Annotated in this window: 10 protein-coding genes; all 10 read left to right on the top strand. The window is 54.0% G+C overall.

The features are described from left to right. Window positions 1–2,113, top strand: a 2,113-nt coding sequence (locus KBW69_RS22075; RefSeq protein ID WP_257282302.1) for an ankyrin repeat domain-containing protein, incomplete at its 5' end; no start/stop codon positions are given. A gap of 203 nt (window positions 2,114–2,316) precedes the next feature. Beyond that, entirely contained in the window at window positions 2,317–3,744 is a 1,428-nt protein-coding gene (locus tag KBW69_RS22070; RefSeq protein ID WP_257282301.1) for an ankyrin repeat domain-containing protein, read from the top strand. Window positions 3,745–3,961: 217 nt separating this feature from the next. Beyond that, the gene (locus KBW69_RS22065; protein WP_257282300.1) at window positions 3,962–6,580 is read left to right on the top strand and encodes an ankyrin repeat domain-containing protein; all 2,619 of its coding nucleotides are present in this window, start codon (window positions 3,962–3,964) and stop codon (window positions 6,578–6,580) included. Window positions 6,581–6,814: 234 nt separating this feature from the next. Further along, window positions 6,815–9,247: an ankyrin repeat domain-containing protein gene (locus KBW69_RS22060; protein WP_257282299.1), complete on the top strand. Its 2,433-nt coding sequence runs from the start codon at window positions 6,815–6,817 to the stop codon at window positions 9,245–9,247. Window positions 9,248–9,346: 99 nt separating this feature from the next. Further along, window positions 9,347–11,017, top strand: a complete 1,671-nt coding sequence (locus tag KBW69_RS22055; protein WP_257282298.1) for an ankyrin repeat domain-containing protein — start codon at window positions 9,347–9,349, stop codon at window positions 11,015–11,017. Between the two features lie 108 nt (window positions 11,018–11,125). Continuing rightward, window positions 11,126–12,877, top strand: coding sequence for an ankyrin repeat domain-containing protein (locus tag KBW69_RS22050; RefSeq protein WP_257282297.1), 1,752 nt, complete (start codon window positions 11,126–11,128; stop codon window positions 12,875–12,877). Window positions 12,878–12,963: 86 nt separating this feature from the next. Next, the gene (locus tag KBW69_RS22045) at window positions 12,964–14,574 is read left to right on the top strand and encodes an ankyrin repeat domain-containing protein (RefSeq protein WP_257282296.1); all 1,611 of its coding nucleotides are present in this window, start codon (window positions 12,964–12,966) and stop codon (window positions 14,572–14,574) included. Between the two features lie 39 nt (window positions 14,575–14,613). Then, the gene (locus KBW69_RS22040) at window positions 14,614–16,482 is read left to right on the top strand and encodes an ankyrin repeat domain-containing protein (protein ID WP_257282295.1); all 1,869 of its coding nucleotides are present in this window, start codon (window positions 14,614–14,616) and stop codon (window positions 16,480–16,482) included. Between the two features lie 200 nt (window positions 16,483–16,682). Beyond that, complete coding sequence (locus KBW69_RS22035; RefSeq protein WP_257282294.1) at window positions 16,683–19,622, top strand: ankyrin repeat domain-containing protein; 2,940 nt, start codon at window positions 16,683–16,685, stop codon at window positions 19,620–19,622. 202 nt (window positions 19,623–19,824) lie between these two features. Next, window positions 19,825–21,303, top strand: coding sequence for an ankyrin repeat domain-containing protein (locus tag KBW69_RS22030; RefSeq protein ID WP_257282293.1), 1,479 nt, complete (start codon window positions 19,825–19,827; stop codon window positions 21,301–21,303). The last annotated feature ends 234 nt before the right edge of the window (window positions 21,304–21,537 follow it).

Here is a 21,537-nt window from a genome sequence, read left to right as displayed (position 1 = left end):
TGGTAATTACCAGCAACAACGCCCACCATCAGAGTCATCGGGGCAGCAAGCTCAGGAAGCCACCACCCACCCGGCAGGCTCTTTCAATAGCTTCCTTTATTCTGACTCTGCTGATGGTAACGGAGGCCCTCAACAATCTCTGCATTCTTTGGATTTAAATTGTTTCGTCTCTCCCTGTCATGGCGTTTGCCAATTCCGACCATCATCCGATAGCAGTGAGACCACTGAATGGCCGATAAATTTCGCAGAACATTCAACAGGCCACACAGCAACAACGCCTGAACAAAGCTCATGCCCACATTTGTACAATGGACACTGCTCAGAGTGCACAGGTCATTTGACCAACATGGATGTTCTACCCATGGATGGCAATGCCCGCCCCGCTGTCCCCACGGACACTGACGCACCAGTGGAGTGCGATCCCTGTCCTATTTGTCTGGTTCACTTCCATGGTCGTGATGAAGCGCCTCTGGTCGTCAAAACCCAATGTTGTGGCAAGCACTTCGATCTGGACTGTATTTCGAAGTGTTTTGTCGAACAGCCCGTCGGCTCTCGCCGTTGTGCAGTGTGTCGCCAAGACCCAATGCCTATGGTGAATGTGAACACCGATGAGTCTCACCCGGATGAGTTTTTCCCCGATCGGGCGTTTTATCTTGCTTGTCTTGAGGGAGATTTGGATCAGGTGGAAATGTCACTGGCAGACGGCGTCAATGTCGATGCCGTTATTGTCATTATGGATGATGATTCCACTGCCTTGATGTTGGCAGCTGGTGGCGGGCACAAAGATATCGTCAAACGCTTGATCAACGCCGGGGCAAATATCAACGCTGCCTGTTCGAGTGGTACCACCGCACTGTTCGTGGCTGCCCAGGCAAATAACACCGACTGCGTGAAAATCCTGATCGAAGCCAAGGCGGATCTCAACGCTGCCCGTTCTATTGGCGCCACCCCGCTGTACATCGCTGCCCAGGAAAATAACACCGACTGCGTGAAACTCCTGATCGAAGCCAAGGCGGATCTCAACACCCGGACTAAGAATGGCGCCACCCCGCTGTTCATCGCTGCCCAGGAAAATAACACCGACTGCGTGAAACTTCTGATCGATGCCAGGGCGGATCTTAACTCCCGGAATAAGGATGGCGTCACCCCACTGTTCATCGCTGCCCAACAAAATAAAATCGAAAGCGTGAAAATCCTGATCGAATCCGGGGCAGATCTCAACGCCCGGACTAAGGATGGCATCACCTCGCTGTATATAGCAGCCCAGCTGGGCCATACCGACATTGTGAAAGCCCTGACCGAAGCCGGGGCTGATCCCAACATCGCCTCATCGAATGGTGCCACTCCACTGCTCATCGCTGCTAAGAGAGGCAATCCCGACTCTATGGAAGTCCTGATCAACGCCGGGGCAGATCTCAACGCCGCCACGTCGAATGGCTACACCCCGGTGTCCATCGCGATCAAGTTTGGCAATACCAATTGCTTGAAAGTCCTGATCGAAGCCAAGGCAAATCTCAACGCCCGGACTCATTATGGTTACACCCCACTGTTCATTGCTGCACAAGAAAATAACACCGACTGCGTGAAACTCCTGATCGAAGCCGGGGCGGATCCCAACGCCCGTAATGAGGATGGCGCCACCGCGCTGTTCGTAGCAGCCTGGAAGGGCAATACCGACATCGTGAAACTTCTGATCAACGCCGGAGCTGATCCCAACATCGCCCTACCGGATGGCACCACCCCGCTATGCCTTGCTGCCCAGAAGAATAACATCGACTGCATGGAAGTCCTGATCGGGTGCGGGGCGGATCTCAACCCTCGGATTAAGCTTGGCGCCACCCCGCTGCACGTCGCCGCTTGGAAAGGCAATACCGGCTGCGTGAAAATCCTGATCAACGCCGGGGTTTATCTCAACACTGCCATGTCGGATGGCACCACCCCAATGTTCGTCGCTGCCGGGAGAGGCAATACCGACTGCGTGAAAGTCTTGATCGAAGCCAATGCGGATCTAAACGCCCCCCGGACTTCCGATGGCGCCACCCCGCTGTCCATCGCAACCGAGATGGGCAATACCGACTGTGTGAAGGCCCTGACCAAGGCTGGGGCACGGTAGGGAGCAAAGACATTCTCTGTCTTGCTCTGGTTGGTAGCGATCTTTACTGTGATGCCAAGACTATCAGGGCGATCTACAAGAAACGGTGAAAAATCGAGATCCTGGCAAGGCTGAAAGCGCGATTGAGAGAACGGTTCACTGCGTAACTTGCGTTATTTTCCTGATCTATCCTTCCTCTCTGTTCACCAGAATGCGAAGGTAGAATGATTAAGCACTCACTCTTTGCGGCACCATTGTTACTCATGAGATTGCCCGTCGTCTGTCAGGCTCATCCGTTGACCAGACATTTTGTTGTCGAGCTTGAACAGAAAACAAGTTCTCCAGGCCAGAACGTTTTTATAAAACCTGACCAGCATACACTGTCGTACACCTTGTCAGACATTCCCCACACAAAAGGCTATGCAGGTTCGGATTTATCATCTGATGAGAAACAAGGCGGACTAAATGGCTGTGAGCTAAAAAAGACCACCATTGAATCCATTTCGTGGCAATGGCTTTATGCCACTCATTTGCTGCTTGGCTGCGAACTGATCCTGACCACCAAACATACCCCACTAAGCTCCACCTCCCATTCATGGCTACCCGTAGAGTTGATTGTCGCTGTCGGTTGGCTTTTAAAAAACTATTGGAATATCGACTCACCGTCGTTTAGACGGTTGACACAAAAAGAGCTGGGTCAGGATCACCCGATGGCGGCCATCATCAGGGTGCCCGGCTCTGGAAATAACCAGCAACAATGCCGACCATCAGAGCAGTCGGGGCATCAAGCGCAGGAAGCCACTGCTTGCCCCTCAGGCTCTTCCAACAACTTCCTTCATTCTGACTCTGCCGGTGGAAACGGAGGCTCAGAGCAACATCTGCATACTTTGGATTTAGATTGTTTCGTCTTTCCCTGCCATGGTGTTTGTCAATTCCGACCATCATCCGATAGTTGTGGGCCCACTGAGTGGCCGATGAATTCCGCAGAACATTCGACGGACCACACAGGCGCAACGCCCGAACAAAGCTCATGTGGACATTTGAAGACTGGACACTGCCCGGAGTGCGCAGGTCATGTGACTGACACAGATGTACTACTCATGGATGGTATAGCTCGCCCCGCTGTCCCCATGGACACTGACATACCGCCGGAGTCTGATCCCTGTCCTATTTGTCTGGTTGACTTCCATGGTCGTGACGCTGTACCTGTGGTCCTCAAAACCCGGTGTTGTGGCCATCACTTCGATCTGGACTGTATTTCGACATGTTTTGTTGAACAGCCCATCGGCTCTCGCCGGTGTGCAATGTGTCGGCAAGACCCGATGCCTATGGTGAATGATAAGACCGGTGAATCTCACCCGGATACATTTTTCCCCAATCGTAGGTTTTACCTTGCCTGTTTTGAGGGGTCTTTGGATCTGGTGGAGAAGTCACTGGCAGAAGGAGTCAATGTCAATGTCGTTGTGAATGGTGATTTCACTGCCTTGATGTTGGCATCTGGTAGTGGGCACAAGGACATCGTCGAACGCCTGATTAACGCCGGGGCAAATATCAACGCCCGGTCTAAGAAAGGCGCCACCTCACTGTTCATGGCTGCCCAGCTGAGCCATACCGACATTGTGAAAGCCCTGACCGAAGCCGGGGCAAGGTAGGGAACAGAAACAAGGAAAGATACAAAAGAGAGGCGTTATCTTATCCAGAAAACACGGCTTTCAAGTGTTAAAGTGATCAACAAAATACGGTGAAAAGTCGATATCCTGACAAGGCTGAAAGCTTCCCTGAGGCGGCCAAGAGAAGGGTTAACTGCGTAACTTGAGTAATGTTCTTGATCTATCCTTTCCTCTCTTCACACCAGAATGCAAGGGTAGAATGATTAAACAGTCACTCTTTGCAGCACCACTGTTGCTAATGACATTGTCCGTCGTTTGTCAGGCTCAACCGTTGACAAGACGCTTTGTTGTCGAGCTTGAACAGAAAACAGGTTCTTCAAACCAGAACTTTTCTATAAAAACTGACCAACAAATACTGTCGGGCACCTTGCCTGACATTGCCCGCACAAGAGACTATGCAGGATCAGATTTACCGCCTGATGAGAAACAGGGCAAACTAAATGGTTGCGAGCTAAAAACGACCATCATTGAATCCATTTCGTCGCCATGGCTACACGCCAATTATCTGTTGATGGGTTGCGAGCTGATCCTGACCAGCAAAAATACTCCACTCAGCTCCAACTCTTACTCATGGCCAGCTGTAGAAGTGCTTGTCGCTGTCGGTTGGCTTTTAAAGAGTTATTGGAATATCGACTCACCGTCGTTTAATCCGATAAAACTAAAAGAGCTATGTCGGGATCACCCGCTGGCGGCCGTCATAACAATACCCGGCTCTGGAAATAACCAGCAACAACGCCCTCCATCAGGGTCATCGGGGCAGCAAGCTCGGGAAGCCAACGCCCGCCCTGCAGGCTCTTTCAACAGCGTCCTTTATTCTGACTCTGCCGGTGATAGCGGAGGCTCACAACAGCATCTGCATACTTTGGGTTCAGATTGTTTCGTCTTTCCCTGTCATGGCGTTTGTCAATTCCGACCGTCATCCGACAGCACCGGGCCCGCTGACTGGCCGATGAATTATGCAGAACATTCGACAGGCCACACAGGCGCAAATCCCGAACAAAGCTCATGTCCACATCTGGACAATGGACACTGCGCAGAGTGCGCAGGTGACGTGACTGACACGAATGAACGACTCATGGATAGCATTGCTCGTCCCGCTGCTGCCATGGACACTGACGTAACGCCGGAATCCGATCCCTGCCCTATTTGTCTGATTCACTTTCATGACCGTGATGAAGCGACTGTGGTCGTCAAAAGTCAATGCTGTGGCCACTACTTCGATCTGGACTGTATTTCGACGTGTTTTGTCGAACAGCCCATCGGCTCTCGCCGTTGTGCAATGTGTCGGCAAAACCCGATGCCTATGGTGAATCAGAACACCGGTGAATCTCATCCGGATACATTTTTCCCCGATCAGGCGTTTTATCGTGCTTGTTTTGAAGGGGATTTGGATCAGGTGGAGAAGTCTCTGGCAGAGGGGGTCAATGTCAATGCTTTTATGAGTAATGGTCTCACTGCCTTGATGTTGGCATCCAGTCAGGGGCACAAGGACATCGTCGAACGCCTGATCAACGCCGGGGTGAATCTCAACGCCCGGCTTCCGGATGGCTCTACTTCGCTGTATATCGCAACCGAGATGGGCCATATCGAAATCGTGAAAACCCTGACCGAAGCCGGGGCAGATCTCAACGCCGCCTTGTCTAATGGCGCCACCCCGCTTTTGATCGCTATCCAACAAAATAACACCGGCTGCGTGAAGGTCCTGATCAATGGCGGGGCGGATCTCAATGCCGGGATTGAGGATGGCACCACCCCACTGTTCATCGCTGCCCAACAAAATAACAGCGACTGCGTGAAACTCCTGATTGAAGCCAGGGCGGATCTCAACGCCCGGACTATGAATGGCGCCACCCCACTGCTCATCGCTGCCGAGAACGGCCATACCGACATCGTGCAACTCCTGATCGAAGCCAAAGCGGATCTCAACGCCCGTACTGAGGATGGCGACACCCCGCTCTCCATGGCAGCTGAGATGGGTAATACCGACTGCCTGAAAGCCCTGATCGAAGCCAAGGCAAATCTCAACGCCCAGACTAATCATGGCTACACCCCGCTATTCATCGCTGCAAAAGAAAATAACACCAACTGCGTGAAACTCCTGATCGAAGCCGGGGCCGATCTCAACGCCCGTGCTGAGGATGGCGACACCCCGCTCTCCATGGCAGCTGAGATGGGCAATACCGACTGCTTGAAAGCCTTGATCGAAGCCAAGGCAAATCTCAACGCCCAGACTCACTATGGTTACACCCCGCTGTTTATCGCTGCACAAGAAAATAACACCGACTGCGTGAAACTCCTGATCGAAGCCGAGGCGGATCTCAATACCCGAACTGAGGACGGTGCCACCGCGCTGTTCATAGCAGCCCAGATGGGCAATACCAACAGCGTGAGACTCCTGATCAAGGCCGGAGCTGATCCCAACTCCGCCCTACCGGATGGCGCCACCCCGCTGTGCCTCGCTGCCCAAAAAAATAACCTCGGCTGCGTGAAAGTCCTGATCGAGGGCGGGGCGGATCTCAACCCTCGGACTGAGGTTGGCGCCACCCCGCTGTACGTCGCTGCTGGAAAAGGCAATACCAGCTGCGTGAAAATCCTGATCAACGCCGGGGCTGATCTCAACACCGCCATGTCGGATGGCACCACCCCAGTGTTCGTCGCCGCTCTGAGAGGCAATACCGACTGCGTGAAAGTCCTGATCGAAGCCAAAGCGGATCTAAACGTCCCCCGGACTTCTGATGGCGCCACCCCGCTATCCATCGCAACCGAGATGGGAAATACCGACTGTGTGAAGGCCCTGACCGAGACCGGGACAAGGTAAGGAACAGAGCTCTGTAGGGAACAGAGACAAGGAAGGAAATAAAAAAGAGGCGTTATGTTACCCGGTAAACATGACTTTCAGGTGTTGAGGCTATCTGCAAAAAAACGGTGAAAAGTCGAGGTCCTGGCAGGGCTGAAAGCTTCCCCGGGCCAATTGAGAGAACTGTTAACTGCATAACTTGAGTTATTTTCTTGATCTATCCTTCCTCTCTGTTTAACAGGGTACAAGGATAGAATGACTAAGCACTCACTCTTTGCAGTACCATTGTTACTCATGACATTGCCCTTCGTCTGTCAGGCTCAACCGTTGACAAGACGTTTTGTTGTCGAGCTTGAACAGAGAACAGATTCTCTAAACCAAAACGTTTTTATAAAACCAGACCAACACACACTGTCGGGTACTTTGCCAGACATTGCCCACACAAAAGGCCATGCAGGATCGGATTTACCGTCCGATCAGAAACAAGACAGACTAAACGGCTGTGAGCTAAAAACGACCATCATTGAATCAATTTCGTGGCAATCGCTTTACGCCGCTCACCTGCTGGTTGGTCACGAACTGATCCTGACCATCAAAAATACCCCACTAAGCTCCACCTTTTATTCATGGCTGCCTCTGGAAGTGGCTGTCGCTGTCGGTTGGCTTTTAGAGAGTTATTGGAATATAAAATCACCGTCGTTTAATACGATGGGACAAAAAGAGCTGTGTCAGGGTCACCCGTTTGCGGCTATCATGATGATGCCTGGCTCTGGAAATCAACAGCAACAATACCCGCCATCGGAGTCATTGGGGCAGCAAGCTCAGGAAACCACCATCTGCCCTGTAGGCTCTTTCAGCAACTTCCCTTATTCATACTCTGCCGATGGTAACGGAGGCTCGCAGCAACATCTGCATACTTTGGGTTTAGATTGTTTCGTCTTGCCCTGTCATGGCGTTTGTCAATTCCGACCGTCATTCGATAGCAGTGGACCCACTGAACGGCCGATGAATTCTGCAGAAAATTCGACAGGTCACACAGGAGCATCGCCTGAACAAAGCTCATGCTTCCACTTGGTCAATGGACAATGCCCGGATTGTGCAGGTCATGTGACCAACACGGGAATTCTACTCATGGATGGTATTGCTCGCCCCGCTGTCCCCATGGACACTGATGTACCGCTGGAGTGCGATCCCTGTCCTATTTGTCTGATTCACTTCCATTGTCATGATGAAGTACCTGTGGTTGTCAAAACCCAATGTTGTGGCCACCGCTTCGATCTGGACTGTATTTCGGGGTGTTTTGTTGATCAGCCCATCGGCTCTCGCCGGTGTGCAATGTGTCGGCAAGACCCGATGCCTATGGTGAATGAACACACCGGTGAATCTCATCCGGATACATTTTTTCCCGATCGAGCGTTTTACAATGCCTGTGTTGACGGGGATTTAGATCAGGTGAAGAAGTCACTGGCTGAAGGAGTCAATGTCAATACCGTTATGAATAATAATTTCACAGCCTTGGTGTTGGCATCCAGTCAGGGGCACGAGGACGTCGTCAAGTACCTGATCAACGCCGGGGCGAATCTCAACGCCCGGAACGAAGATGGCGCCACTCCGCTGTTCTTCGCAGCCCAGGAAAATAACATCGACTGCGTGAAAATCCTGATCAACGCCGGGGCGGATGTCAACGCCGCCTTGCCGGATGGCACCACCCCGCTGTTCATCGCTACCCAAGAAAATAACACTGACTGCGTCAAACTCCTGATCGAAGCCAGGGCGGACACCAACGCCGCCTGTCCGAATGGCCCCACTCCGCTGTTCATCGCCGCTCAGGAAAATAACACCGACTGCCTGAAAATCCTGATCAACGCCGGGGCGGATGTCAACGCCACCTTGTCGGATGGCGCCACTCCGCTGCTCATCGCAGCCGCAGTGGGCAATAAGGACTGCGTGAAAGCCCTGATCGAAGCCGGGGCGAATCTCAACGCCGCCTTGTCGAATGGCATCACCCCGCTGAGCATCGCTGCAACGAGAGGCAATACGGACTGCGTGAAAGCCTTGGTCGAAGCCGGGGCCGATCTCAACGCCCGGACCAAAGATGGCGCCACCGCGCTGTCCATGGCTGCAAAAGAAAATAACACCGACTGCCTGAACATCCTGATCAACACCGGGGCGGATGTCAACGCTACCTTGTCGGATGGCACCACCCCTCTGTTTATTGCGGCCCGAAAAGGTAGTACCGACTGCGTGAGAGCCCTGATCAAAGCCGGGGCAGATCTCAACGCCGCCCGGTCGGATGGTGCCACACCACTGTTCATTGCAGCCCGAAAGGGCAATATCAACTGTGTGAAAGCCCTGATCGAAGCCGGGGCGAATCCCAACGCCACCTTGTCGAATGGCGCTACCCCGCTGTGCATTGCTGCTGCGATAGGCCACAGCGACTGCGTGAAAATCCTGATCGAAGCCAAAGCGAATCCCAACGCCGCCCTGTCAAATGGCACCACCCCACTGTTCGTCGCCGCTGCAAAAGGCAATACCGACTGCATGAAAGTCCTGATTAACGCCGGGGCCGATCTTAATGCCTCCCGGACTTCCGATGGCGCCACGCCATTGTCCATCGCAACCAGGAAGGGCAATACCGACTGCGAGAGACTCCTGACCTTCGCCGGGGCAAGGAGGGGAAGAAGATAAAGGTATGATGTTATCCAGTCAGCACGATGAAATACCGCCGGAGGCCAGAGCGCAATAGTTCGGTATGATCCGATGCCGGTGTTGCGGGGGATTTCTGTGATGATTCAGCCACTGAAAACTTTTATAGCCATAGAGCTGAACTATCCTGTTTTTCTTGTGTCCAATCCTCATCGCTCACTCACTAACACAGATGTTCTACTCATGGATGGCATTGCTCGTCCCCTTGTTTCCGGAGATATTCAAGTACCGCAGCTGGACCCTTTCTGCCCTATTTGCCTGGTCGGGTTCCATGGCCGTACTGTAGCGCCTGTGGTCGTCAAAACCCAATGTTGTGGCAAGCATTTCGATCTGGACTGTATTTTGACGTATTTTGTTGATCACCCCATCGGCGCTCGTCGGTGTGCGATGTGCCGACAAAACCCGATGCCTGTGGTGAATCTGAACTCCGGCGAATCTCACCCGGATACATTTTTTCCCGATCAGACGTTTTATCGTGCCTGTTTTGAAAGGAATTTGGATCAGGTAAACATGTCCCTGGAAGAAGGGGTCAATGTCAATGTCCATAACATTACACATGATCATTTCACTCCCTTGATGATGGCTTCCTTGGGGGGGCACAAGACGGTCGTCGAATGCCTGATCAGCGCCGGGGCGAATCTCAACGCCGTTTGTAAGATTGGTGCCACTTCACTATTCATGGCTGCCCAAAAAAATAACATCGACTGCCTGCAAGCCTTGATCGAAGCCGGGGCGAATGTCAACGCCGCCTGTCCAGATGGCGCCACCCCACTGACCATCGCAGCCGAGATGGGCAATATTGAATGCGTAAAAGCCCTGATCGAAGCCAGAGCGGACCTCAACGTCCGAACCAGGCATGGCGCCACCCCGCTGTTCATCGCTGCTGCGAGAGGCCATACCGAATGCGTGCAAGCCCTGATCAATGCCAAGGTGGATCTCAACGCCCAGACCAAGCATGGCAAAACCCCGCTTTTCATCGCTGCTGCAAGAGGCCATACCCACTGCGTGAAAGCGCTGATCGAAGCCAAGGCGAACCTCAACGCTCCAACTGGGGATGGCGCCACCCCGCTGTTCATTGCTGCCGGGAAGGGCAATACCGGCTGCGTGAAAGCCCTGATCAACAACGGGGCAGACATCAACGCCGCCCGGACTTCGGATGGCGTCACTCCGCTGTTCATCGCTGCCCAGGAAAATAACATCGACACCCTGCAAGCCCTGATCGAAGCCAAGGCGGATCTCAACGCCGCCCGGACTTCGGATGGCCTCACTCCGCTGTCCATCGCTGCCCAGGAAAATAACACTGACTGCGTAAAAATCCTGATCGAAGCCAAGGCGGATCTCAACGCCCCTTGTTCGAATGGCGCCACCCCGCTGTTCCGGGCTTGCCAGGAGAATAATACCGACTGCGTGAAAGCCCTGATCGAAGCTGAGGCAGATCTCAACCTCCCCTTATCAGATGGCACCACCCCGCTGCACCTCGCTGCCGAAGAAAATAACACCGACTGCCTGCAAGCCCTGATCGAAGCCAGGGCGGATCTCAACGCCCGAACTAAAGCTGGTGCCACCGCACTGTTCGTAGCTTGCCTGAACAATAATGTCGACTGCGTGAAAGCCCTGATCAACGCGGGGGCTGATCTCAACTTTGCCTTATCGGAGGATGGCACCACCCCACTGTCCATCGCAACCGAGATGGGCCATACCGACTGCGTGAAAGTCCTGACCGAAGCCGGGGCGAGGGCAACGGCTGTGTAAGAGCTTTTGGAACTTGAGTTATTTTCCTGATCTATCCTTCCTCTCTGTACACCAGAATGCAAGGGTAGGACGATTAAACACTCACTCTGTGTAGCATCACTGCTACTAATGATCTTGTCCGTCGTCTGTCAGGCTCAACCATTGACAGGAGGTTTTTTTGTCACTATCGACTCACCGTCGCTTAACCCGATGAAACAAAAAGAGCTGTGTCAGGAGCAACCGGTTGCGGCCATCATTACAATGCCCGGCTCTGGAAATAACCAGCAACAATACCCGCCATCAGAGTCACCGGGGCAGGAAGCTCAGGAAACCACTGCCCGCCCGACAGTCTCTTTCAACAGTTTCCTTTATTCTGACTCTGCCGAGGGTAACGGAGGCCCTCAACAATCTCTGCATTCTTTGGATTTAAATTGTTTCGTCTCTCCCTGCCATGGCGTTTGTCAATTCCGAACATCATCCGATAGCAGTGGGTCCACTGAGTGGTCGATGAATTCCGCAGAAAATTCGACCGGCCACACAGGCGCAACGCCCGAACAAAGCTCATGCCCATATTTGGACAATGGACGCGGCCCGGAGTGCGCAGGTCATGTGACTGACGTGGATGTACAACTTATGGATGACATTGCTCAACCCACTGTCCCCATGGACACTGACGCATCGCCGGAGTCCGATCCCTGTCCTATTTGTCTGGTTCACTTCCATGATCGTGACGAAGCGCTCGTGGTCGTCAGAAGCCAGTGTTGTGGCCATCGCTTTGATCTGGACTGCATTTCCAGGTGTTTTGTTGATCAGCCCATCGGCTCTCGCCGGTGTGCAATGTGCCGGCAAGACCCGATGCCTATGCTGAATGAGAAAACCGGTGAGTCTCACCCGGATACATTTTTCCCCGATGAGGCGCTTTATCTTGCCTGTTTTGAGGGGGATTTGGATCAGTTGGAGAATTTACTGGCAGAAGGAGTCAATATCAATGCGGTTATGGATGATAATTTCACTGTCTTGATGTTGGCATCCTGCCTGGGACACAGGGACATCGTCGAGCGCCTGATCCAAGCCGGGGCGGATCTCAACGCCCGGACAAAGAATGGCAACACCGCACTGCTCTTGACTGCCCGGGAAAATATCGCCGACTGTCTGAAAATCCTGATCGAAGCTAATGCGAACCTCAACGCCCGGGATAAGGATGGCGCCACCTCGCTGTTCATTGCCGCCTGGGAAAATAACACCGACTGCGTGAAAATCCTGATCAAAGCCAAGGCAGATCTCAACCTCCCCCGTCCGGATGGTGCCACCCCGCTGTTCATCGCTGCCCAGAGGGGTCATACCGACATAGTGAAACTCCTGATCGAAGCCGGGGCGGATCTCAATGTCCAGACTAAGGATGGCGCCACCCCGCTGTTCATCACTGCTGCAAAAGGCAATACCGACAGCGTGAAAGCCCTGATTGAAGCCAAAGCAGATGTCAACACCCGGACTAAGAATGGCGTCACCTCGCTGTTTATCGCTGCTCAGGAAGGCCATGCAGACATCGTGAAACGTCTGATCCAAGCCGGCGCAGATCTCAACGCACGAACCAAGAATGGCGCCACTGCGCTGCTCATCGCTACCCTGAAGGGCCATACCGACTGCCTGAAAATCCTGATCGAAGCCAGGGCAGATATCAACGTCACCTTGTCCGATGGCGCTACCCCGCTGTTCATCGCTGCCCTGATGGGCAATACCGACTGCGCGCAACTCCTGATCGACGCCGGGGCGAATCTCAACACCCTGCGGACCTGGGATGGCGCCACCCCGCTGTCCATCGCGACCGAGATGGGCAATACCGACTGCGTGATAGCCCTGACCGGGGCTGAGAGAAGGTAGGGGACGTTCATAGCCATAGAATTGAATTTTTGTACTGTTTTTGTGTCCAACTGTATTACTCATTCAATAATACGGAGGTTCTGCTTGTGAATGCCATTACTCACTTTATGGATGCCATTACTCACTTTATCGATGCCATTACTCACACCCCTTTCCCCTGGGACAATGTCGTAACGCCGGAGGCCGAACCCTGCTCTATTTGTCTGACTCACTTCCATGGCCGAAATGTAGCACCGGTGATCGTCGAAGCCCAATGTTGTAGAAAGCACTTCGACCTGGACTGTATTTCGACGTATTTTGTTCAACAATCTATAGGCTCACGCCAGTGCGCGATGTGTCGGCATGACCCCATGCCTATGTTGAATAAGAACACCGGTGAATATCACCCGGATCAATTTTTCCCCGATCAGACATTTTATGCTGCCTGTCTTGGCGGAAAGTTCGATAAGGTGGAGAAGTCACTGGCAGAGGGAGTTAATGTCAATGTCTTCAGGAGTGATGATTACAATCCCTTGATGTTGGCATCTGGTAAAGGGCACATAGCGATCGTTGAAGGCCTGATAAAAGCCGGAGCGGACATCAACGCCGCCCGCGCCAGGAATGGCGCCACCTCGCTGTTCATCGCAGCCTGGAAGGGTAAGACCGAATGCGTGAAAGTCCTGATCAACGGCGGTGCGGATCTCAACGCGCGGACCAAGCTTGGCGCCACCCCACTCCACGTCGCAGCCGAGATGGGCAATACCGACTGCGTGATAGCCCTGATCGAAGGCGAGGCGGATATCGATGCCCAGACTCCATATGGCTACACCGCACTGTACTTGGCCGCCCAGGAAAATAACATCGAAATCGTGAAAGCCCTGATCTACGCCGGGGCTAATCCCAACGCTGCCTCGTCGGATGGCACTACCCCACTGTACGGCGCTGCTGCAAAAGGCAATGCCGGCTGCGTGAAAGTTTTGGTCGAAGCCGGGGCGAACCTCAACGCCCGGACTAAAAATGGCGCCACCTCGCTGCTCATCGCTGTGCAAGAAAACAACACTGACTGTGTAAAGATCCTGATCAAACCGGAGACGGATCTTAACGCCGCCTCGTCGGATGGTGCTACCCCGCTGTTCGTCGCTGCCCAGAAAGGCAATACCGAATGCGTGAAAGACCTGATCAACGGTGGGGCAGACCCCAACGCCGCCATGACTAAAAACGGCGGCGGCACCCCGCTGTTCATCGCTGCAGCAAAAGGCAATACCGACAGCGTAAAAGCTCTGATCGAAGCCGAGACAGATCTCGACGCCGGGAATGAAGATGGCGCCACCCCGCTGCTCATTGCTGTCCAGGAAAATAACATTGACTGCGTGAAAGCCCTGGTCAAAGCCAGGGCGGATATCAACGCACGGGCCAGAGATGGCGCCACCCCGCTGCTCATCGCTGCCCTGAGGGGCCATAGCGACATTGTAAAACTCCTGATCAAAGCCAGGGCAGATATCAATGCCGCCCTGCCGAATGGCGCCACACCGCTCTCCATAGCTGCTGAGATGGACAATACCGACTGCGTGCAACTCCTGATCGACGGCGGGGCGAATCTTGACACCCCCCCGCCGTCCGCCGTAACGGAGTTGGACAATACCGACCTGGAAGCCCTTCCCAAAACCCGGACAAGGAGGGAAAGAAAAGAACCAGAAAGTTCTTGTGCTATCCAGTAAACGCAGCTTTGAGCTGTTCCCATCTTCTGAGTGTGTGAAATGGGAGATTATTTAGCCGCTGCAAACTTTTTAGCCATAAGAGCTGAACCAAAGCTGAACTATTGGAGTGTTCTTGCATCTAATCCGTATTACTTATTGAATAACACAGATGTTTTGCTTGTGGATGCTATTACTCGCAACTCTGTCCCCGGGGACGCTGTCGTAGCGCCGGAGGACGAACCCTGTCCTATTTGTCTGGCTCACTTCCATGGCCGTGACGTAGCGCCCGTGATCGTCAAAGCCCGGTGTTGTGGCAAGCTCTTCGATCTGGACTGTGTTTCGAAGTGTTTTGTTCAACAGTCCATCGGCTCACGCGAGTGCGCGATGTGTCGGCAAGACCCCATGCCTATGTTGAATAAGAACACCGGTGAATCTCACCCGGATCCATTTTTCCCCGATCATACGTTTTATGATGCCTGTGTTAACGGGGATTTGGATCAGGTGGAGAAGTCACTGGCAGAAGGAATCAATGTCAATGCCGTTATGACTGATGATCTCAATGCCTTGATGCTGGCATCTGCTAACGGGCACACGGCGGTGATCCAATGCCTGATAGAGGCCGGGGCGGACGTCAACGCCGCCCGAACTGAGGATGGTGCCACCCCGCTATTCATCGCTGCCCAGGAAAATAACACCGACTGTCTGCAAGCCCTGATCGAAGCCGGGGCGGATCCCAACGCTACCTGGAGTAATGGCACCACCCCGCTGTTCATCGCGGCCCAGAAGGGCAATATCGACTGCGTGACAGCCCTGATCAAAGCCAAGGCGGATCTCAACCTCTCCCGTCCGGATGGTGTCACCCCACTGTACATTGCTGCCCAGAAAAATAACACCGACTGCTTGAAAGCCCTGATCGAAGCCAAGGTAGATCTCAACGCTGCCTGTTCCGATGGTACCACCCCGCTCTACGTCGCTGCCGAGAAGGGCAATATCGACTGCCTGGAAGCACTGATCGAAGCCGGAGCAGATCTCGCTGCCCGGGCTGAGGATGGCGCCACCGCGCTGTTCATCGCTGCCGGGAAGGGCAATACCGACTGCGTGAAAGCCCTGATCAAGGCCGGGGCGGACGTCAACGCCGCCCAGACACCGGATGGCGTCACTCCGCTGTTCATCGCTGCCCAGGAAAATAACATCGACATCGTGCAAGCCCTGATCGAAGCCGGGACGGATCTCAACATCGCCCGGACTTCGGATGGTGCCACCCCGCTGTCCATCGCTGCCCAACAAAATAGCACCGGCTGCGTGAAAGCCCTGATCAAAGCCAAGGCCGATCTCAACCTCAGCTGTTCGGACGGTTCCACCCCGCTGTTCCTCGCTTGCCTGAAGAATAATACCGACTGCGTGGAAGCCCTGATCGAAGCCAAGGCGGATCTCAACGCCGCCCGGTCGGATGATGCCAACCCACTGTCCGTCGCAACCTGGAAGGGCAATACTCACTGCGTGAGAGCCCTGATCAAAGCGGGGGCGGATCTCAACGCCCGGACCGAGAGTGGCGCCACCCCGCTGTTCATCGCAGCCGAGACGGGCAATACCGACATTGTGCAAGCCCTGATCGAAGCCGGGGCGGATCTCAACGCCGCCCTGTCGAATGGCGCCAACCCGCTACTGATCGCTGCCTGGGAAAATAAGACCGGCTGCCTGCAGGCCCTGATCGAAGCCGGGGCGGATCTCAACGCTGCCTTCTCGAATGGCGCCACCTCACTGTTCGTCGCTGCTGCGAAAGGCAATACTGACTGCGCGAAAATCCTGATCAACGCCGGGGCTGATATCAACGCCGCCTCGTCGAGTGGCACCACCCCACTCTCCATGGCAACGGAGATGGGCCATAGCGACTGCATGAAAGTCCTGACCGAAGCCGGGGCGAGATAGAAAACAAAGGCAAGGAAGAAAACAAAAGAAAGGCGTTATATTATCCATTAAACACGGCTTTCAGGTGTTCCCGTCTTATGAGTTTTTGAAATAGGTGAGATTGTTTAGCCACTGCAAACTTTTTAGCCATAGAGCTGAACTATCCTGTTTTTCTTGTGTCCAATCCGTAGCACTCATTGACTAACACAGATGTTCTCATCATGGATGGCATTGCTCGCCCCCCTGTCACCGGGGATACTCAAGTACCGCAGGAGGATCCTCTCTGTCCCATTTGTTTGGCCGAATTCCATGGTCGAGCTGTAGCGCCTGTGGTCGTCAAAACCCAATGTTGTGGCAAACGCTTCGATCTGGACTGTATTTTGAAGTATTTTGTTGATCACCCCATCGGCTCTCGTCGGTGCGCGATGTGCCGACAAAACCCGATGCCTGTGTTGAATCTAAACACCGGTGAACCTCACCAGGATACATTTTTTCCCGATCAGACGTTTTATCGTGCCTGTTTTGAAGGGGATTTGGCTCAGGTAAACACATCTCTGGAAGAAGGAGTCAATGTCAATGTCCATAACATTACGTATGACGATTACACTGCCTTAATGATGGCATCCTTCGGGGGGCACAAGACGGTCGTCGAATGCCTGATCAGCGCCGGGGCGAATCTCAACGCCGTCTGTAAGTACGGTGCCACCTCAATGTTCATGGCTGCCCAAGAAAATAACACCGACTGCCTGCAAGCCCTGATCGAAGCCGGAGCGGATGTCAACGCCGCCGATCCGGATGGCGCCACCCCGCTGTCAATAGCAGCCGAGATGGGCAATACCGAATGCGTGAAAGCCCTGATCAGGGCCGGGGCCAATCTCAACGCCGCCTTGTCGGATGGCAGAACCCCGCTGTGCATCGCAGCAGAGATGAGCAATACCGAATGCGTGAAAGCCCTGATCGAAGCCAGGGCGGATCTCAACACCCGGACTAAGGGTGGTGCCACCGCGCTATTCATCGCTGCTGCGAGAGGCCATACCGAATGCGTGAAAGCCCTGATCGAAGCCAGGGCGGATCTCAATGCCCGGCCTGAGGATGACGTTACCCCGCTGTACATCGCTGCACAGAATGGCCATACCGACTGCGTGAAAGCCCTGACCGAAGCCAGGGCAGATCTCAACACCCGGACTAAGGATGGCGCGACCGCGCTGTTCATCGCTGCAGAGAATGGCCATACCGACTGCGTGAAAGCCCTGATCGAAGCCAAGGCAGATCTCAACGCTGCCTTGTCGGATGGCACCACACCGCTGATCATCGCTGCTGCTAAAGGCCATACCGACTGTGTGAAAGCCCTGGCCGAAGCCAGGGCGGATCTCAACGCCCGGATTGAGAACGGCGCCACCTCGCTGTTTATCGCTGCACAGAATGGCCATACCGGCTGCGTGAAAGCCCTGATCAAAGCCAGGGCAGATCTCAACGCGCGGGCTGAGAATGACACCACCCCGCTGTTCATCGCTGCACAGAATGGCCATAGCAACTGCGTTAAAGCCCTGATAGAAGCCAGGGCAGATCTCAACGCTGCCTTGTCTGATGGCACCACACCGCTGATCATCGCTGCTGCGAAAGGCCGTATCGACTGCGTGAAAGCCCTGATCGAAGCCAGGGCGGATCTCAACGTCCAGACTAAGGGTGGCACCACCTCGCTGATCATCGCTGCTGCGAAAGGCCGTACCGACTGCGTGAAAGCCCTGATCGAAGCCAAGGCGGACCTCAACGCCCGGACCAAGGATGGCGCCACAGCGCTGATCATCGCTGCACAAAATGGCCATACCGACTGCGTGAAAGCCCTGATCAAAGCCGGGGCGGATCTCAACGCTGCCTTGTCGGATGGCACCACACCGCTTTTCACTGCTGCAGCGAAAGGCCATATCGACTGCGTGAAAGCCTTGGTCGAAGCCAGGGCGGATCTCAACGCCCGGACTGAGCGTGGCGCCACCTCGCTGTTCATGGCTGCACAGAATGGCAATACAGACTGCGTGAAAGCCCTGATCGAAGCTAAGGCGGATCTCAACGCCGCCTTTCCGGATGGCACCACCGCGCTGTATATCGCAGCCGAGAAGGGCAATATCGACTGCGTGAAAGCCCTGATCGAAGCCAGGGCCAATCTCAACCCCCGGACAGAGGATGGTGCCACCCCGCTGTTCTCCGCTGCTGCAAAAGGCAATACCGACTGTGTGAAAGCCCTGATCGAAGCCAGGGCGGATCTCAACCCCCCAACTGAGAATGGCGCCACCCCACTGATCATCGCTGCTGCGAGAGGCCATACCGGCTGTGTGAAAGCCCTGCTCGAAGCCAAGGCGGCTCTCAACGCCCAGACCAAGAATGGTGCCACCTCGCTGTTCATGGCAGCACAAGAAAATCAGACCGACTGCGTGAAAATCCTGATCAAAGCAGAGGCGGATCTCAACGCTGCCTTGTCGGATGGTACCACCCCGCTGTTCATTGCTGCCCAGATGGGCAATACCGACTGCGTAAAACTTCTGATCAAGGCCGAAGCGGATCTCAACGCCGCCAGAACCATAGACGGCTCCACCCCACTGACCATCGCTACCGAGATGAATAATATTGACTGCGTAAAAGCCCTGATCGAAGCCAGGGCGAACCTCAACGCCCAGACTCATTACAGCCGCAACGCTCTGTTCATCGCTGCTGCAAGAGGCTATACCGACTGCGTGAAAGCCCTGATCGAAGCCAAGGCGGATCTCAACGCCCCAACTGAGGATGGCGCCACCCCGCTGTTCATCGCAGCACAAGTCAATAACACCGACTGCGTGAAAATCCTGATCGAAGCCAAAGCGGATATCAACGCTCCGACTAAGGAGGGTGTCACCCCGCTGTTTATCGCTGCCCTGCAAAACAACATTGACTGCCTGAAAATTCTGATTAACGCCGGAGCGAATCTCAACGCCCGAAGTAAGGATGACGCCACCCCGCTGTTCAAAGCTGCTGAGAAAGGAAATACTGACAGCGTAAAAATCCTGATCAACGCTGGGGCGGATCTCAATGCCGTCAGAATTGAAGACGGCGCCACTGCGCTGTCCATCGCAGCCAGAATGGGCAAGACCGACATTGTGGAAGCATTGACCAAGGCCGGGGCAATTTAGGGAACAGAGGCAAGGCAGGTAACTAAAGAAAGACGTTATCTCATCCAGAAAACAGAACTTTCAGGTGTTTCCATCTTCTGAGTGTTTGAAATGGGTGATGACTTAGCCACTGCAAACTTTATAGCCACAGAACTGAACTATCGTATTTTTTTTGTGTCAAATAATCTGAACAAATTAATCCAATAACACGGAGGTTTTACTTATGGATGCTATTACTCAACCCCCTTCACCCCCTTCACCCACGGGCACTGACGTAACGTCGAAGGACAATGCCTGTGCTATTTGTTTGAGTGATTTCCACGGCCACGATGTGGCGTCTGTGGCCGTCAAACCCGAATATCGAACCCAATGTGGTCACCACTTCCATCTGGATTGTCTTTCGAAGCATTTTGTTACCCAGTCCATCGGCTCACGCCAGTGCAAAGTGTGCAACCAAAACCCGATGCCCGTGGTGAATGAGAACACCGATAAACCTCACGATGATAATTTTTTCCCCGATGAGGCGTTTTTTGATGCATGTTGGCATGAGGATTTGGATCAGCTGGATAAGTCACTGGCAGAAGGAGTCAATGTCAATGCCGTTATGCACGGTGATCTCACTGCTTTGATGGTGGCATCCACTATGCAGTACGAGGAGACCGTTGAACGCCTGATCAGTGCTGGGGCGGACGTCAACGTCGACCGCGCTGAGGATGGCTACACCCCGCTGATATTCGCTGCCGATAAACCTGATCCCGTCATTCTGAAACGCCTGATCAACGCTGGGGCGAAGGTCAACGCCGCCAATTCCCTTGGCGCCACAGCACTGCACTTCGCTGCCAGGTCCAATAACATCGACAACATGAAGGCTCTGATAGAAGGCGGGGCGGACGTCAATGCCCGAACCAGGTATGGCGAAACCCCTCTGCTAACCGCTGTCAAGGAAGGTAATATCGAATGCGTGAAACTCCTGATCGAAGAAGGAGCGGATGTCAACATCGCCTTCCCGTATGGCAGCACCCCTCTGATACTCGCTCTCTGCGATAATCACACCGACTGCGCGAAACTTCTGCTCGACGCCGGAGCGAATCCCAATGCCCGGACTGAAAATGGCATCACCCCGCTATACGTCGCAGCCGAGAAGGGCAATACCGAATGCGTGGAACGCCTGATTGAGCTCAAGGCGGATATCGACGCCGCCTTGTTGGGTGGCGTGACGCCGCTGTTTATCGCTGCCAAAAATAATAGCATCGGCTCCGTGAAACGCCTGATCAACGCCGGGGCAAATCTCGACGCCCGGAGGACTGAGGATGGCTTCACCCCGCTGCAAATCGCAATCTTGTTGTGCAATATCGAGTGTGTGGAAGGCCTGATCAACGCCGGGGCGGCTGTCAACATCAGGACTACGAGCGGAAGCACGCCTCTGCACATCGCAGTCGAGGAGGGCTATCATGGCTGCGTGCAACCCCTGATCAACGCCGGGGCGAATATCAACGCCCGGAGGACTAATGGCGCGACCCCGCTGTTATTAGCAGCCCGGGACGGCCATACCGAGTGTTTAAAACACCTGATCAGGGCCAGTGCGAATATCAACACCGCCTTGTTTGATGGCACCACCCCACTCTCCATCGCAACCGAGATGGGCAATGCCGACTGTGTGAGAATCCTGACCCACTTTGGAGCAAGTAAGGGTACAAAATAAAGATACCAGGTTATCCAGTCAGTGCGATGAAGTAACACCGGAGGTCGGTGCGCAATAGGTCGGCATATCCGATGCCGGTGTTGCTTCAGCCATAGCAAACTTTATAGCCATAGAACTGAACTTTCGAGCTGTTCTTGAGTCCAATCCGCATTACTTATTAACTAACACGGATATTCTACTCAATGGATGGCATTGCTCGCACTCCTGCCCCCGGGGACACTGAAGCACCGCAGG

This window comes from Endozoicomonas sp. ISHI1, from assembly GCF_024606225.1.
In the GTDB taxonomy this organism is placed as follows: domain Bacteria; phylum Pseudomonadota; class Gammaproteobacteria; order Pseudomonadales; family Endozoicomonadaceae; genus Endozoicomonas_A.
This window is presented reverse-complemented; position numbering and strand designations above follow the sequence as displayed.